General features: G+C 64.0%; 14 protein-coding genes and 2 pseudogenes. 7 read left to right on the top strand and 9 right to left on the bottom strand.

Annotation, left to right across the window (positions count from 1 at the left end; translation table 11 throughout):
* Positions 1 to 114: pseudogene (locus MOM01_RS23490) on the bottom strand (sugar transferase); the annotation flags it as partial.
* 672 nt (positions 115 to 786) lie between these two features.
* On the opposite strand from MOM01_RS23490, the gene MOM01_RS22685 reads away from it, so the two are divergent.
* The 4 genes from MOM01_RS22685 to MOM01_RS22695 all read left to right on the top strand — a co-directional run bounded on the left by MOM01_RS22685 (position 787) and on the right by MOM01_RS22695 (position 4973).
* Positions 787 to 1713 carry a UTP--glucose-1-phosphate uridylyltransferase gene (locus MOM01_RS22685; RefSeq protein WP_241387704.1) on the top strand — a complete coding sequence of 309 codons (927 nt, stop codon included), beginning with the start codon at positions 787 to 789 and terminating at the stop codon, positions 1711 to 1713.
* A 903-nt stretch (positions 1714 to 2616) separates the two neighbouring features.
* Positions 2617 to 3423, top strand: coding sequence for a helix-turn-helix domain-containing protein (locus MOM01_RS23495; RefSeq protein WP_374112368.1), 807 nt, complete (start codon positions 2617 to 2619; stop codon positions 3421 to 3423).
* A gap of 53 nt (positions 3424 to 3476) precedes the next feature.
* Entirely contained in the window at positions 3477 to 4331 is an 855-nt protein-coding gene (locus MOM01_RS22690; RefSeq protein WP_241387705.1) for an aspartate dehydrogenase domain-containing protein, read from the top strand.
* Positions 4332 to 4595: 264 nt separating this feature from the next.
* Entirely contained in the window at positions 4596 to 4973 is a 378-nt protein-coding gene (locus MOM01_RS22695; protein WP_241387706.1) for a hypothetical protein, read from the top strand.
* Positions 4974 to 5062: 89 nt separating this feature from the next.
* On the opposite strand, the gene MOM01_RS22700 is transcribed toward MOM01_RS22695, so the two are convergent.
* From MOM01_RS22700 to MOM01_RS22715, 4 genes are all read right to left on the bottom strand, one after another.
* Entirely contained in the window at positions 5063 to 5983 is a 921-nt protein-coding gene (locus tag MOM01_RS22700) for an SDR family oxidoreductase (protein ID WP_241387707.1), read from the bottom strand.
* Between the two features lie 284 nt (positions 5984 to 6267).
* A complete protein-coding gene (locus MOM01_RS22705) occupies positions 6268 to 7794 on the bottom strand; it encodes a sugar transferase (RefSeq protein WP_241387708.1) in 1527 nt (508 codons plus the stop codon).
* A 203-nt stretch (positions 7795 to 7997) separates the two neighbouring features.
* Positions 7998 to 10058: a heavy metal translocating P-type ATPase gene (locus MOM01_RS22710; protein WP_241387709.1), complete on the bottom strand. Its 2061-nt coding sequence runs from the start codon at positions 10056 to 10058 to the stop codon at positions 7998 to 8000.
* A 45-nt stretch (positions 10059 to 10103) separates the two neighbouring features.
* Positions 10104 to 10742 (bottom strand): DUF305 domain-containing protein, encoded by a 639-nt coding sequence (locus tag MOM01_RS22715; RefSeq protein WP_241387710.1) that lies wholly within the window; start codon positions 10740 to 10742, stop codon positions 10104 to 10106.
* Positions 10743 to 10928: 186 nt separating this feature from the next.
* Between MOM01_RS22715 and MOM01_RS22720 the strand changes: the two genes are divergently transcribed.
* The gene (locus MOM01_RS22720; protein WP_308197035.1) at positions 10929 to 11615 is read left to right on the top strand and encodes a response regulator transcription factor; all 687 of its coding nucleotides are present in this window, start codon (positions 10929 to 10931) and stop codon (positions 11613 to 11615) included.
* Positions 11612 to 12730 (top strand): sensor histidine kinase, encoded by a 1119-nt coding sequence (locus MOM01_RS22725; RefSeq protein ID WP_241387711.1) that lies wholly within the window; start codon positions 11612 to 11614, stop codon positions 12728 to 12730. The genes MOM01_RS22720 and MOM01_RS22725 overlap by 4 nt, the downstream gene beginning before the upstream one ends.
* Here MOM01_RS22725 and MOM01_RS22730 read toward each other — a convergent pair.
* Both MOM01_RS22730 and bsh read right to left on the bottom strand, forming a co-directional pair.
* Entirely contained in the window at positions 12721 to 13158 is a 438-nt protein-coding gene (locus MOM01_RS22730; RefSeq protein WP_241387712.1) for an SRPBCC family protein, read from the bottom strand. The genes MOM01_RS22725 and MOM01_RS22730 overlap by 10 nt on opposite strands.
* Before the next feature lie 79 nt (positions 13159 to 13237).
* Positions 13238 to 14209, bottom strand: coding sequence for a choloylglycine hydrolase (bsh, locus tag MOM01_RS22735; protein WP_241387713.1), 972 nt, complete (start codon positions 14207 to 14209; stop codon positions 13238 to 13240).
* 790 nt (positions 14210 to 14999) lie between these two features.
* Here bsh and MOM01_RS22740 point away from each other — a divergent pair.
* Positions 15000 to 15530, top strand: a complete 531-nt coding sequence (locus MOM01_RS22740) for a hypothetical protein (RefSeq protein WP_241387714.1) — start codon at positions 15000 to 15002, stop codon at positions 15528 to 15530.
* Between the two features lie 62 nt (positions 15531 to 15592).
* Here MOM01_RS22740 and MOM01_RS22745 read toward each other — a convergent pair whose 3' ends face one another.
* Both MOM01_RS22745 and MOM01_RS23500 read right to left on the bottom strand, forming a co-directional pair.
* Positions 15593 to 16363, bottom strand: a complete 771-nt coding sequence (locus MOM01_RS22745) for a 2-phosphosulfolactate phosphatase (protein WP_241387715.1) — start codon at positions 16361 to 16363, stop codon at positions 15593 to 15595.
* 278 nt (positions 16364 to 16641) lie between these two features.
* Positions 16642 to 16746 (bottom strand): annotated as a pseudogene (locus MOM01_RS23500) (sugar transferase); the annotation flags it as partial.

Consider the following 16746-nt stretch of genomic DNA (forward strand, 5'->3'; position numbering starts at 1 on the left):
CCGCTTCGCCCCGTGATAGCTCGGCTTCTCCACATGGATCAACGGCAACCCCGCCACCGGACACATCTCGATCCGCGGAGCAGCCACATCCACCACCCCGGCAACGGCGGCGTCGGCGCACGCAGGTTGCCTCACGCTGCCGGCATCCGCCTGCCGATCTCCTCGGCGATCGGCAAGACTCAGTGAGTGACGTTCTATAGGAAATGAATTGGTGCGGCCTCGGAGCCACGCACTGTCCAAGCCGTGGTAGGCCTCCCCCACGGCAGTCAAAGCCGTACCACCCTCATAGTTGTCTCCTCCCCGAGACATGTACCGCATCCGAGAATCAGCAACATCGAGGCTGTCCGCGTACCCTCCCCGGTCGCGTGACCTGCCCCGTGTGTGCCCAGTCGCGTGCAGTTCCCTCCAATTGTGCGCACTTCGCTTCCCTGCGAAACACTGTTTGAGACTGTAACGTTACTTACTGGATATGGCAGCTTGAACACTCGTCCAGATTTCGACTCGGTTCTCTCGTCCCTGTGGCCGCCAGTGCAGAGCGCGTGCCGCAGTTGATTCCCAGGAAGGCGGAATCATGCTTGCCGTCTTGCACTTTCAGTGCAATCTTCGGTTCGCACATCGTGCGATGTCCGCCTACACTCCCCTTACCGCCCTACGCCGGAGGACGTAAACGGCGGCGGTTTCCAGGGTGAGATGTATCTCACTCTCAAGTGTCCAGGCGTTTCGGCCGTGTCTCGATGGGTATTCCAGCCCGGCCATGCGCGCGATTGGGGAGGCGAGGGTACAACGATGAAAGAAGAAGCAGGAGTGCGCAATGCGTTCCGGACGGCGGTAGTGCCGGCAGCTGGGATGGGGACTCGATTCCTTCCTGCCACAAAGACTGTGCCGAAGGAGTTACTGCCAGTCGTCGATACTCCGGGCATAGAGCTCGTCGCTACAGAAGCAGCGTATTCGGGAGCTAAGCGACTTCTCATCGTCACAGCTCCTGGAAAGGACGGAGTCGTAGCGCATTTCGTCGACGACTTCGATCTCGAAGAGCATCTCGAAGCAAGAGGCAAGTTCAGGTTGCTGGAGAAGGTGCGGCGCGCGCCCAATCTACTCAAGGTCGAATCCGTTATCCAAGACAAGCCTCTTGGCCTCGGACATGCAGTCGGTTGCGCTGAGGCAGCACTCGATGCCGACGAAGACGCGATCGCGGTTCTTCTTCCCGACGACCTGGTACAGCCGAGCGGCATCCTCGAAACGATGGCTCGTGTCCGCGCCAAGCGTGGCGGAAGCGTGCTCTGTGCCATCGACGTGCCGAAGAGCCAAGTGAGTTCCTACGGGGTATTCGAAGTCGAAGAAGTACCCGACGTTGCGAACCCGGACGTTCTGCGCGTGCGCGGGATGGTGGAGAAGCCGGCGCTCGCCGAGGCGCCGTCTACTCTCGCCGCCGCGGGACGGTATCTGCTCGACCGCGAGATCTTCGACGCCCTCCGGCGGATCGAACCGGGCGCCGGAGGCGAACTCCAGCTCACCGACGCGATTTCCTTGCTGATCGCCGAGGGCCACCCCGTCCATGTGGTGGTGCATCGGGGAACTCGCCACGATCTGGGTAACCCAGGAGGTTATCTTCGTGCATCCGTGGACGCTGCACTCAACAGCGAAGAATACGGTGAGGGCCTTCGGAAATGGCTGCGCGAGCGGCTGGAACTCGACACGCTCAACGTCGACTGAACGGCAGTTCTCGAACTCGATGGGGACTAAAGGCCCCGTCGAGTAGCACTATTCGGCGCATCCTTCGTTTGGCTCTCGATTGTGTTGCCTCCCCGCAACATGCCTGCCATCCCCTCCCCGAGAGGCCGCAGACGCCGGGCCCCGTCGGCCCCTCCCCTTTTGCCGGCGGGGCTCGTCGAGCCTCGGGCAGAGATGCTGTCATCTCTGCGCGCCGCCGAGTGAATCCTGCGGTACATAGACCGACTCGTACGTAGGCGTCGAGTCACGAACCTGGCTGACGACGACTCCTCCAATGAACACGGCCACGGCTGCCACCAATGCCATGATTGCTGCGATCAGCCACATATCCGGGCCCGTCCGGGCCTTGAAGACCATTCGCTTCGTGGGAACACGGTCGGATTTCGCTCCCCTCGTCCGTTCCGGCCCTGCGCCTCCACGTCCTCGGGGGGGTGGCGCCATCGGACCACTGTGCGGCACGTCCTCGATGCGTTGGAACTGGACAGTGTCCGCCGTTTCATCGATCCGCGAATGTTCACTCATGAGGCCCCCCATCGAAAGTGCACTGATACTGCAACTTCGCCAAGCCGGATTCGTCTGTTACGCCACAATCTTCATTTCGTCCGAATGGTGGACACGACTCGTTCGTCAGGCGGCGCACAGTCGATCGCGACGTCGTTGACGCCCTGCGCTCGCAGTGCCAAGATGAGCAACCACGCCCGAACGGGTGTGCGAACAACTCAAAACAGATGGCCCGCCGCGACTGGCATCGCGACGGGCCGGATGTCCGACTAATCAGGAGTCGAACATGCGTCAGCATACCCATGCGCAGGTGACATCGTGAGCATCGAAGCGATCACCTGGGCGCTCGAACGTGCGGATATTCCGTCCCCCACCCCGCCTGGCATGCCGTCCGCGCCAGCACTGACGGTCGTCCTGCTCGGTTTGGCCAACCACGCATCCCGCCACGGTGCAGATGCGTACCCCTCCGTCCGGACACTCGCCGGGTACGCCCGCATCAGCGAACGGCAAGTCCAACGCTGCCTGAAAGCGCTCGTGGCTTTGGGCCTCATCTCTCAGGGCGATCAGGACCGAGTAGCGTCGGTCATCCCTCGCGAAGATCGCCGGCCCGTCCTCTACAACCTGTCGATGAAACGGGGTGGCAGCCCGTCACCTCGCAACTCTGCACGGGGTGACACAAGGAGGCGGCGCGGGGTGACGGGACGAGACGAGCGGGGTGACACCTTTGTCACCCGAACCGTCCTTGAACCCAGAGATAATCCTGCCGCGCCATCCGATACGACGAGACGCGCGGGTGTTCCCACGTCTGAGGCGCAGAAACTATCCCCCATCGATCACCTCGCCACCGAATGCCGCCGGGCCGGCCTCACCGCGCGGTTCGACACATTGCCACCCGACAAGCGCGTGCTCGTCGAACAATCCATCAGGGCGCATGGAGTCGGCGCACTCGTCCGCGTCGCACTCGAACGCCATCGACCGTGGGATCCCGCGCGTTCCGCAGCAGCGTGGATCCCCGCTTGGTACTCCTTGCAGCCCCCGCGTCCGCAGCTCCCACCACGGTGCGGGCGCTGCGACGAGTACGGCTGGCTTCCCGACGACGACCTCGGACGTGCAGTGCGTTGCCCGTGCCGTCGAACCGCATCGCGTGACACTCACCCTCCGGACCGAGAAGGGGCACCGATGGCGGCCTGACTTCACGAGTCCGCACGTCGAGCACGTGCTGAACCCTCTCGACCGTAAGTACCATGAGCCCGTACATCAGAGCCGAGCGTGACGTGCAGGCTGCGGAGGATGTGAGGGAACTGGCACGCGAAGAAGTCGAACACCGGCCGATTTCAGTCTGCGTGGTGGGAACTGGCGCCATCGGGCAGAGCGTGATCGACGCCCTCCGGGACGGAAAGGTGCCGAACGCACGCCTCACGGGTGTGCTGAACTCCCGCAGCAGTGTGGCGGAAGTCGACGCCGCTATCGAGGCGGCGGATGTGATCGTCGAGGCCAGCACCAGCCGGGCAGCGCGCGAACTTGTTCCCCGGGTCATGAGGAGTGGAAAGGACGTCATCGTCTGCTCCTGCGGAGTCTTCGCCGAACGAGGCATCGATGTGCGGTCGGTCGAGGCAGGAGCCGGACGGGTGCTGTTGCCGACGGGAGCGGTCGGAGGCTTCGACGTACTGGCCGCAGCAGCTCGAGCAGGCACTCGCGACGCGCGGGTTACGCACACGACGATCAAACGTCCCCGTGCGCTCGGTATCGAGCACTCCTCGCAGGATCGGCGCGAGGTGTTCCGCGGATCGGCCCGGGAAGCCGCGTTGGCCTTTCCTCGAACGTCGAACGCCTCGGTTGCGCTCGCACTCGCCACTCTCGGACTCGACCGTGTAGAGGTGGTGGTCGTGGCCGACCCCACTGCCACCAGCACTCGGCACGTCATCGAATGGGAGTCGCCGGTGGGGCGGTACGAACTGACGTTCGTGAACTCCGTCGAGCCTTCTTCCGGCGGGCGTACGTCCGCAATCACGGCCTGGTCTGTGATCGAGCTCCTCGCTTCTCTGGCGCGTGGAGTCGGTCCGGGTGCTGTCGTGCTCGGCCCTTCTCCAAGGGCGTAGTCGCCAGGTTCCACGACAGTGCGATCTCCTGCGGATCACTACCGCCGCGGTCAATTGTGAGATTCGGGACGAAAGACCCTCAACCCTAGCGTGATCCGGAATATCTTCCGTCACATTCTTGCCCATCGGCAGCTGTTCGACTAGCGGCTGGTGAACAGGTGCTGTACACAGTGTGAATCACCACATTTCGCAGGTGAAGGTGTAACGCCCTACCCGGAGCGGCTATTCGGTTTCACCTGACCTACTCGCACCCTGGAGCAGCCTGTGACCACTTCATCGCTTTCCGACCGGCCGGCACGGGTACTTTTCCTCGGCACGCCTTCCGATCCCGTGGACCTCGGCCGCTGGACCGAACTTCAGGTACATCTCCGCGCAGCAAGCATCGAAATCACGCCCTCCTTCGAGGATGAGCTCGACTACGCCATCGTGACGGAGGATGTTCTCGACGGATACTGCACCGCCGACGAAGCCCTCACGCTGCAGAAACTCCGTTCACGAGGGATCACGTGTGCGAGCACATGCGCCGGCCCCGAACAGATCCTCGCTGCGCTGGCGGAGGCGTCCGCAGAGGTCGCGCCTGTTGTGCCGATTTCGGCAGCCAAGGGGCGGGCATCCGGCCACGCCGTGCGAGACGCAGTCTGAACGACCAACGATCGTGCGAGACGCAGTCTGAACGACCAACGATTCGGGCGCGTCGGACGAGTACCGACGCGCCCGAATCTACATGCTTTCTACGGTGAGGGCATTCCGCCGTTGACGTGGATAGTCGCACCCACCACGTAGCTCGATTCCGGCGATGCCAGGAACACGTAGGCCGGCGCCAGCTCGGTCGGCTGACCGGCGCGCCCGAGTGGGGTGCTCTGGCCGAATTCGGGAAGTTCTTCCTTCGGCTGACCGTCCGAGGGTTGCAACGGTGTCCAGATCGGACCGGGTGCAACCGCGTTGACGCGGATTCCCTTCTCTGCCAATTGGGTCGCCATGTTCTTCGTGAAGTTGTTGATGGCAGCCTTGGTGGACGAGTAGTCGATCAGCGCCGGCGATGGCTGGTAGGCCACGATCGATGTGGTGTTGATGATCGTCGAGCCAGGTTGCAGGTGCTTCAATGCGGCGCGCGTAGTACGGAACATCGCAAGGATGTTCACCTGGAAGGTCTGTTCCAGTTGATCATCGGGCAGATCGTCGAGCCCGTCGACCGCGATCTGCTTACCCGCGTTGTTGACCAGAATGTCCAGACCACCCAGTTGCTCGGCGGCCTGGTTCACAACCTCGGTGCAGAACGACGGGTCCGCGAGATCACCGGGAAGGGTGACCACCTTCCTGCCGCTCTCGGTAATGATCCGGGCGACATTCTGAGCATCGGGCTCTTCGTCCGGCAGGTAGGAGATGGCGACATCAGCTCCCTCGCGCGCGAATGCAATAGCCGTCGCGGCCCCGATGCCGGAGTCCCCGCCGGTCACAAGGGCCTTACGTCCTTCGAGGCGGCCCGTGCCCCTGTAGGAGAACTCGCCGAGGTCAGCCTTGGGCACCATGTCCGCGTCCAAGCCCGGCTCTGGTTGGTCCTGCTTCGGAGGCGAGATGGACGGGTAGCGAGAAACGGGATCTTGGAAGTGAAGTTGATCGGTTCGAGTTGCGTTCGCGTCTTCGTCAGGCATGCATACCGTCCTGTGAGTCGGTGCCGTTTTCGAGCTGCGTGAAAGCTCGTCGTAAATCGGCTTCCCGTCACGACCGCGCCGCAAACTCCGTCGACCCTCCCAAAAACAGACCTGGCCCGGTTACGCCGCTGCCTCGGCGACGGCGCACCCACAAAAGAAGAGACCCCACCGGAAGGGCATGCGAGTAACCTTCCGGCGGGGCCGGCGTCGCCGTGCAGGGGACGGCGACGGGTCTACCGTAGCGCGTAGATGATCTTGATGCGAGCAGGCGTGCCGACCGCGCGTCAGTACGCGCCTTCGCTGGCGACGACCGCCTTGACCGTCTTAGCGATGATCAGCGCATCGCTCACCATCGACCAGTTCTCGACGTACGAGAGGTCCAGTCGCACCGACTCATCCCACGACAGGTCCGAGCGGCCACTGACCTGCCACAGACCCGTCACTCCCGGACGCACCAGCAGACGGCGCTTCACGCGGCCGTCGTAGCTCTCGACCTCGCGGCGCAGCGGCGGGCGCGGACCGACCACACTCATCTCGCCGCGCACGACATTGAGGAACTGGGGCAGCTCGTCGAGACTGAACCGGCGCAGGATTCGGCCCACGCGAGTGACGCGCGGATCCTCCCGCATCTTGAACAGCAGACCGGCGCCCTCGTTCTGGTCGAGCAACTGGTCGACCAATTTGTCGGCGTTCTGCACCATCGAACGGAACTTGATCATCCCGAACGGTTTTCCGTCGAGACCGATCCGCTCGGACTTGTAGAAGATCGGGCCGCCGTCCTCGAGCTTGATCAGCAAGGCGACCGCCGCGAACACCGGAGCCAGGAACGCCAGGGCGGTAAGGGAGAACGCGAGGTCGAACAGACGTTTCCCGCTGCGCTTGGCACCGTGATAGCTGGGCTTCTCCACGTGGATGAGCGGGAGTCCCGCCACCGGGCGCATCTCCAGACGCGGGCCGGCGACGTCGACCACTCCGGTTGCTACCACGAGGTCGGCACGCTCGGGTTCGAGCTGCCACAACAGGTCTCGAATGCCCTCGTGCCCGAGGGTCTCGGTGGCCGTCACGGCGACGGTGTCGGCACCGGACGCTCGCAGTGCTTCGACAACCGAGTTCTCGTCTCCGTGGATCGGGATCTGCCGGCCGTCCACGTCGATGCTCTCACCCGGAACGCCCGAGTATCTCGGCACACACACGCCCACCACGCGGTAGCCTTCGCCGCTGCGACGCTGGAATGTGCTGGCCATATGACGGACAGCGCGAGCGCCGCCCACCACGAGCACCGAGGTCGTGAACTCTCCGCGTCGGCGTCGTCGCGCAACGACTCGGCGCCAGATCCACCGGCAGAAGAGAAGACCGGCGAGCCCGGCGGGAAGCGCAATGGCGAGATAGCCACGCGCCAGCTCCATCCGGAATATCAGCGCCACGATCGCGACCAGGCCGAAAAGGTTGAGCGTGGCCGAGACGACGCGTTGATATTCCTCGAAGCCCGCGCCGATCACTCGCCTCGACCGCGTGCGGAACAACGCGAGAAAACTGATCCACGCCACCGCGAATGCGACGGATATCAATGTGTAACTCAACGCGCCGACGCCATCCATGGTGACGAGCGAGTCCTGTCCGAAACGCACCATATGTGCGAGTCCGACGGCGAGTGCGACGATTACGGCGTCGGTGACGAAAAGAGTGTTGACGTAGGACTTCTGCCATCCCCACCGGGTGGATACGGCATGGCCGACTCTCACGTCGGTCGTCGACTCGCCTTCCCGAACGCTGTGTACCGCATCGGAATTCAAGTGCTTGACCGCACTCATGACGCGAGAATCCTCATAGTGTGTCTCCTCCCCGAGACGCGTCGACGCACGGGTACCTCCCTGCACCTGGACGTCGACATCCCCTTCGTATCGATGTCACGTCCTCCGTAGCGGCATCGATACGTTATGCATTCGAGATCCTCTCACAGAATTATTGCTTGCGCGCGGCAACTATGAGAGGACCGCCTCGAGCAGGAGGGCCGTCAGCGACCTGCCGTATGAGCGGGGTCGAGATCGAGCCGCCGGAGCGTCTGTGCGTTGACCGCCACGACAATTGTCGATACCGACATGAGCACCGCCGCAAGAGCAGGAGAAATCGCGATTCCGGCGAATGCGAGCACGCCGGCGGCCAACGGAACGGCAACGATGTTGTACCCCGTCGCCCACAACAGGTTCTGCCACATCTTCCGGTAACTCGCGTGCGAGAGTTCGATGACCGACAACACCGCGCGCGGGTCGTTCGCGGCGAGCACCACGCCGGCCGACTCGATAGCCACATCCGTGCCCGCTCCGATCGCAATTCCGACGTCGGCGCGTGCCAGGGCCGGAGCGTCGTTGACGCCGTCTCCGACCATCGCGACGGTGTGCCCGCGATCCTGTAATTCGGCGACCTTCGCGTCCTTGTATTCGGGCAGCACTTCGGCGAACACCTCGTCGATACCGAGGTCGTCCGCTACGGAATCGGCCACCTGCCGTGCGTCTCCGGTGATCATCGCGACCTTCACACCGCGCGCGTGGAGAGCATCGACGGCCTGCCGGGATTCCTCACGCACGGCGTCTTCGAGCGCCACCGCACCGAGCACGCGTCCGTCGTAGGCGATGTGCAGTACCGACGCGCCCCGTCGCACCCAGCCCTCGACGACCGCGGCGACGTCGTCCGGGACCGGCAGTTGCCGGGCGGTCAGCATCGCCGGCCCACCGACCGTCACCTCCGCACCGTCGACCAGGGCACGCACCCCCCGCCCCGGCAGCGACCGGAAATCCGATACCTCGAACCGTTCGGCTGCCGGTACCCGTGCTTGCTCTGCAGCGACGATGGCTCGCGCGACCGGGTGCTCACTGTCGGCTTCGACCGCTGCAGCCAGGGCGAGCAGATGCTCGTCGCTGGTCTCCGATGTGGTCGTGACCCCGGTGACCCGGAGGCGGCCCTGCGTGAGGGTGCCGGTCTTGTCGAACAACACCACGTCGACCGTGCGCATCCGTTCGAGTGACAGACGATCCTTGACGAGCACCCCCGCCCGGGCCGCGCGCTCGGTCGAGATCGCGATCACCAGTGGGATCGCCAGGCCCAGTGCGTGGGGACAGGCGATGACCAGGACGGTGACGGTACGCACCACGGCTTCGTCGAGATTGCCCAGGAGCGTCCACACGGCGAAGGTGAGGATGCCCGCGATCGCGGCGAAGTAGAACAGGAACGCCGCGGCGCGATCGGCGAGCGCCTGCGCGCGGGACGACGAGGCCTGAGCGTCGGCGACCAGGCGCTGGATGCCGGCCAGGGCGGTGTCCTCGCCTACCGCGGTGATCCGCACCCGCACGGCACTGTCGGTGGCGACGGTGCCGGCGACCACCGTGTCGCCGACACCGCGGGGGACGGTCTTGGATTCGCCGGTGATCATCGACTCGTCCACTTCCGCGGTGCCGTCGACCACGGTGCCGTCGGCGGGCACACGAGCCCCGGCGCGCACGAGCACCACGTCGCCGGGAGCCAGCTCGTTCAGTGGCACCGTCACCACGTCGCTGTCGGTGACCTTCTCCGCGGTGTCGGGCAGCATCGCCGCCAGGGCGTCGAGCGCACCGGATGCCGAGCCGAGCGCCCGCATCTCCAGCCAGTGCCCGAGCAGCATGACGACGATGAGCAGCGCCAGTTCCCACCAGAAGTCCAGGTCGAAACCGCCGATGTGGAGCGTCGTGGCCCAGGACGCGACGAATGCGACCGTGATCGCCATCGCGATCAGCAGCATCATCCCCGGTCTCCGGGAACGCAGCTCGCCCCAGCCTCCGGTGAGGAAGGGCGTGCCGCCGTAGAAGAAGATCACCGTGCCCAGCACCGGCGCGATCCACTCGACACCCGGGAAGTCCGGTAGGTGGTAGCCGAACAGATCGGCGACCATGTGGCTGAATGCCACGACCGGAATCGACAGCACCAAGCTGACCCAGAAGCGGCGCCGGAACATCTCGCCGTGCGCGCCGTGACCCGCATGGGGATCGTGCGCTGTGTGCTCCTGGGCGTGTTCGTGGGTGTGTTCGTTCACCTGATGGGACATCGACGGCTCCTCACTCGGCCGGCGGTCCGATCCGAGGCGGATCGGCTACAGCGTCGTCGACAACTGACGCATCGTGTCGATTTCATTCTGCTGCGTGTCGGCGATGGTGCGGGCCAACTCGACGGTCTCCGGGAACTGGCCGTTCTCGGTCTCGTCCTGCGCCATCTCGATGGCCCCCTCGTGGTGGACGATCATCTGATCCAGGAACAGGCGGGCCGCGTCGGTGCCCTGCGCCTCGGACAGCGCCTCCATATCCTGCGCGGTCATCATCCCGTCCATGTGCGGCATCTCGTCCATGTGATGCCCGCCTGTTCCTGCGCCGTCGCTCCCGGGCATCGGCATGCCCCACTCTTCGAGCCACACCTCGAACTGTTCGACCTCCGGTTGCTGAGCGGCCTTGATCTCTTCGGCCAACGAGCGCACGGGCTCCGGTATCCCGTCCTTGGCCAGCAGCATGTCGCTCATCTCGATGGCCTGCGCGTGGTGCGGAATCATCATCTCCGAGAACATCACGTCGGCCTGGTTGTGGTCTGCGGATGTGGCCTCGCCGGTCGCGGAGCCGGAGATAACCGAGGTCGTGGTCGCCGAGGTCGCTCCCCCGTCACTACCGGAGTCGCCGCATGCGGACACGGAGAATGCCACCGCCAGTGCGAGCGCACCGGCGGCAAGAGCCTTGTTGTTCATGGCTCCACTCTCACGCGCCCGGTCCCGGGTTTCGGTGGAGATCGGATGAAGATCTGCTCAAGATGTGCGGGCGCATCGTCGATGCCCCCGCTGGTGACGATGATGGTTCCTATGTCCTCCTCTGCTCGCGTGACGAAGAATTCCGGCGGACCCGCGTCCACGCCCTCGACCGTTCCGATGCGGGCGATGGTCGTGGAGGACGAGGAGGCACTGGCGCACCTCGTGGGCTCGTACCTCGAACGCGACGGCTTCGACGTGACGATCACCGGCGACGGCGCCGAAGCGGTGACACTCGCCCGACGGATCGATCCGGACATCCTGGTGCTCGACCTCGGACTCCCCGGACTGGACGGGGTCGAGGTGTGCCGTCAGCTGCGCACCTTCTCCGACGCGTACGTCGTGATGCTCACCGCCCGCACCGAAGAGGTCGACACCTTGATCGGACTGTCCGTGGGGGCCGACGACTACCTCACGAAACCGTTCAGTCCGCGCGAACTCATGGCCCGCATCCAGGCGATGCTGCGCCGTCCCCGGACGGCAGGGCCGGTCACGGAATCCGCGGGCCGACCTCCCCGGACGTTCGGCGATCTGTCCATCGACGTCGACGGACGAGAGGTCACCGTGTCCGGTACGCCGGTGGCGCTCACCCGCACCGAGTTCGATCTTCTCGCGGCCCTGTCGCAGGAACCCGGCCTCGTGTTCACACGCTCTCAGCTCATCGCAGCGGTCTGGGGTCCGAGTTGGGTGGGTGACGAGCACCTGGTGGACGTGCACATCGGGCATCTGCGTCGCAAACTCGGCGACGACGCGACCCGCGGACGATTCGTGCGCACCGTGCGGGGCGTCGGTTACCGGATGGGCACAGGGCGATGACGGCGTCCTCCCCCACCGGCACGAGCTTCGGCACCCGCCTGTTCGTCGCTTTCATCGCTGTCGTCGTCGGATGCGCCGTCAGTGCATGGCTCGTGGCCTCCGCCCTCGCCCCCGGAATCTTCCACGACCATCTCGGCCAGGCCGGGATCGACCACAATTCGAGTCAGGCGGCGCACGTCGAAGAGGCATTCACCTGGTCGATCGTGCTCGCGTGGGGCCTGGCAGTCGCCCTCGCAGTGTTACTGGCGTCAGCGGTGAGCTGGTACATCGCACGCCGCATCCAGCGTTCACTCACCTCGGTGACCACCTCCACTGCGCAGATCGCCGGAGGCCGGTACGACACCCGTGTCGCCGCGCCGGGGCTCGGCAGCGAATTCGACCAAGTGGCGGCAAGTTTCAACGAACTTGCACGGCGATTGGAGGCGACCGAAACCACCCGGCGCAGGATGCTGGCCGATCTCGGTCACGAGATGCGGACTCCCATCGCCACACTCGACTCGTATTTCGAAGCGCTCGAGGACGGCGTCCGAACCTTCGACGACGACACGCGGCAGGTCCTGCGTTCGGCGACCCTCCGATTGGACCGGCTGGCACAGGACATCACCGCTGTGTCCCGCGCCGAGGAGCATCTCACCCGCATCCGTCCGGTAGCCACAACCACCGGAGTCCTCGTCACCACCGCGGCCGACGCGGTACGCGAACGGTACGACGGCAAGGGCGTGGAACTGGAGGTCGACGTGGCCGGGTCCGCACCGGTGTCGGTCGACCCCGACAGGCTCGGGCAGGTCCTGGCGAATCTGCTCGACAACGCACTGCGGCACACCCCCGCGGGAGGCACCGTCACTATCTCAACAGGGGTCCTCGGGCTCGAGCGAGCCGAGATCACCGTGACCGATACCGGTGACGGCATCGCCGCCGATCATCTCGACCATCTCTTCGACCGCTTCTATCGGGTCGACACCGCGCGCGACCGGAACCACGGTGGCACGGGCATCGGGTTGACCATCACCCGGGCACTCGTCGAAGCCCACCACGGCAGCATCCGCGCCCACAGCGACGGGCCCGGCCGAGGAGCCCGGTTCACGCTCGAACTGCCGAGGAACGATCAGGCGTAGTGCGCGAGAACGAAGTCGGTCAGGCCTTTCCGAACCGCCTGGACGGCGTGTTTCTGACCTCGCCGCAGCACGAATCCGGGTACCGGCACCTTCGGATCGAGCGCCATGGTGACATGCACCCGGGTGCCAGCCGCGGTCGGCTCCAGCGCGTACCGGCCGTCCTGGCTGCGTTGCATCGCGCTCTCGACGAGCGTCCACGACGTCGACCGCTCGGTCCAGTCGTGTTCGATGGTCTGGGTGTCGGAGAAGCCGAACAGGGACAGGGTCATGCGAACCCGATGTGGACGGCCGTCGTCGTCTCGGGTGAGCACCTCGACACTCTTGTGGGCCGAGGACCATTCCGGGATGCGCTCGACATCTTCGAGCGCACGCATCACCTGTTCGGGCGCGGCGTCGATATCGAATCGGTCGGAGACGCTGACCGCCATGTCGGGTCCTCCTCATCGGCGTGGATGACGCAATACACCGGGGAATTGACCCTGCGTGCCGCCGCCAAACCTGCGGCGATCAGTTCTGCATGAGGATCTTCTGGTCCTTCAGCAGCGGATAGGAGGCGAGTTCGCTTCCGTCGAGATCCTCCTTGTGCATGTCCACACCGGTGATCTGGCTGTTCTCGTATGTGCGGTAGTAGTAGATGCCCTTGTCCGTGTTGCAGCACGACGAGTAGATGGTGATCTCGTACTTGTCGCCGAGCCGGACACATCCTCGCTGTTGCTCGACGGAGCCGAGAATGTGGAAGAACTGACTGATCGCTTCGGATTCGGAATCGCCCGAGATCGAGTTCACCTTGGTGAAGGCAGCTTTGACGAAGCGTGACATCGAGGACAGGTCGCCCGGCAGCCCGACGGCGCCGAGTCCGCGGCTGTACACGTCGAACGGTATTTCCTTCGAGAAATGCGGCTCGGGTGGATCGACCGACAAGTTCATGAAGTTGTTGATGTTGAACAGCTGGATATCGAAGGTCGGGTTGTTGGTGAGGACCTGGATCGGATTCTCGTGGACTTTCAGTCCCTCCGCGACGGCTTCGACCGTGATGGACTCGTTCCTGTCGGAGATGATCCAGTGCAGCGGTGACGGCGGGAAGGCCTCACTGAAGGCGGTGTCGACGATGCGCACATCCGACAGTGCCTCTCTCACCTGAGCCACACTGTCGAACTGCCCGAGGACCCACGGAATGAACTCGAAGGACGCGACGTTGGTGCCGCCCTCGGACGGCGGCTTGTAATCGGCATTGTCGGGGAAATTCAGGCCCGCCATGCTCAGGCCTTTGTCGTTGGTCGCGTCGTAGTAGAGCGGGTAACCGTCGGCGACGGTCGCCATGCCGACCATGGCGTGATGCGTCTGCAGCCCCGGCACCTTCCGGAACTCGAACGGGAAGTTCCGCGGGGTGACCGTCACCGCTTCCCGGTAGGAATACTCGAGGTCCAGGTTGCGGCCGAAATAGTGGTCCTTGGCAGTGTAATTGGCAGCTGTGCACATGTGACTACCTCCGAACGGTGTGAATCCACGGTAGCCACGCGTCCGCACTTCCCGCAGGAGTTCGGACTTTCACCGCATACGAGAACGGCCCGGGAGTTGCGCTCCGAGGCCGTTCCGTCACGCAGTGTTGGTAACTGACCGTTTCATGATGACTTCCACAATTACATCAAACAGGTTATGGCGCAATCGAGTTCGAGTAGAGCTTGGTGCAGATCAGCCGTACCTCGGAGCGGACCCACAAGCGCTTGAACTGGCGCAACCAGGCGAATGAACGCCCGGCGACCCAACAGATTTTCATCCAGGTGGGAACCATGTGCGACCCCGCAACGGATGATCTTTGATGTGATGACCCATAGGTGCAGCAACGCGCGGTACTGATGGTGTGGTAACCCACGCTCAGCGACCAGGCAGCGAAAACTGGTGACGAAGTTTGCCTCGACGCCCCAAACGGGCAGCCTCTCCTCGAGCAGCGACAGTTGGGTGACGGCATGCCGCAGGTCAGCGTGACCGCTAGCGGTGCGGCGAGCTGGCCGACGAGCACATCATGCTCAATGCCGGCTCAACCGGAGAAGGCAGGTCTGAGCTCGCTGGGGTTGCAGCAGGGGCGCGACCCGTTGCCCCAGATGAGTCGGTACAAGACGTCTTCCTCCTCCGCCCGGAGAGCTCCTACTGAGCGTCACCCATGCCGTTGGAAGCCGCGGCGCCATCCCACATGCCTTTAGCACATGGAGAATCAGAATGGACACTATCGTTGAATCTGTGTTTCAGATCACTAAGTTGAGGGGTTGGAATGTCATACCAGAAGTTCGGATTCGCCGTACTGGCCATGGCGGCCACGCTCACCGCATGCAACCAAACGGGTGGCGAGTCCACACCTGATGCAGGGACGGGCATCAATCGCCCAGATGCGACTTCGGCAGCAACTACCTCCGATGAGCCTGCAACGGCGACATTCGGGGAAGGATTCACCTTCAGGAACGGGCTCGCAGTCGCGGTCGCGCCGCCTGAGCCATTCACGCCCAGCGGATCCGCAGCCGGGTTCGAAGCTGGTGACCAAGCAGTGACGTTCACAATTACGATTGTCAACGGATCGCCCGAGAACTACGACCCTGTGCTGTTCACAACGAATCTGCAGAGCGGGAACAGTGAAGCGAGCGAGATCTACGACTCCGCGAGCAGTATCGAGGGTGCTCCCACGACGGTGATCCTTCCAGGCAGGGAGGCTGAATTTCGAGTGGCTTACAGCGTCATGGACCCGACAGATCTCGTCCTGGTCGTCAGCCCTGGATTCGAATACAGGGATGCGATCTTCACCTTCTGATACACCCGAATGCCGCCATGTCGCTACCCGGAACGCGATCACGAACCAGCAGGCTCATGTATTCATGCCTTAGGAACGGAACTGCGATCGATGAAACGGTTATCGACGAGGACGGGCACGGCCGTGCTCTCACCGACCTCGGCTGCCACGAGCACATCAGACCGATACCCTGCGGCGATCAGTTCCTGACCGGAGGCACAGTCCTCCAGCGCAGCGCCGAACCTGTTGCGGACCGTATTCCATGCGGCCACCGCCGCCTCGGCCTCCACCGACGCAGTCAATTCCGAGCGTAGGCGCATCAGCTCCGCCAGCACCGCGCCGGCACCCCACAGGTCTTCGACACAGGGTCGCAGCGACCGGTCGAGCCACCGCTCGCCGGCGGCGATCACCGATACATCAGTGCCATCCTCGTAGTGCTCGGCAATCCACGTCCCTACTGCGGCAGCATTGCGCACACACGCTCCGATGCACACCGTCGACGACGCAGCCAGCGAATACGCGATCGATGAGCCGTTCGGTGAGGGCAGAACCAACCGCCGCACCCCGACAGCGTTGCGGATGGTGTTCGGCGACAGACTCACCGCGCCTTGTTCCGCTTCGCTGCGCCCTACCGCCAAGAGCGCATCATGAGCATCTGCGTACTCGCTTGCCGAATCGTCTCTCCACCGATACGGCAGCACCTCGATACCGAGGTCCGCGGCGACCGACAAGGTGGTGGTGAAGGACAACACGTCCACTACGACGGAAATGCTCGAGCCCCGCAGGGCAGATGCCCCGACCGGCCCCCACTCGAACCGGACCGGGGTACGCAACTGCTGATGAGCCGGATTCATACCCTTACCTTGACACGGGCGGTAGGGACCATCGCTTCCTGCTCAGTACGACGCACACCCGAGCTGGGCAGCGAACGCCGCGCCTACCGGACGTCGCAGGCTCTGGAAATCTCACGGTAATTGCCTGGATCGAGTCACTGGATTGAGCCTCTGACCCGGTATTGAGAACTGCGCCGTGTCCACAACGTATTGCGCGCCGACCTGCACCATGGGCTGCTCGAACTCGCCTGCAGCATGATCTGCGGAGGTCGCTACGGAAGTCATTCTGGAGCGGGCACTCAGTAGGCGCCGTCGCTGGCGAGGACCGCCTTGACCGTCTTCCCGATGATCAACACATCACTGACCATCGACCAGTTCTCCACATACGACAGATCCAGCCGCAC

Origin of the sequence: Rhodococcus sp. CH91 (assembly GCF_022554085.1) — a bacterium.
Classification (GTDB): Bacteria; Actinomycetota; Actinomycetes; order Mycobacteriales; family Mycobacteriaceae; genus Rhodococcus.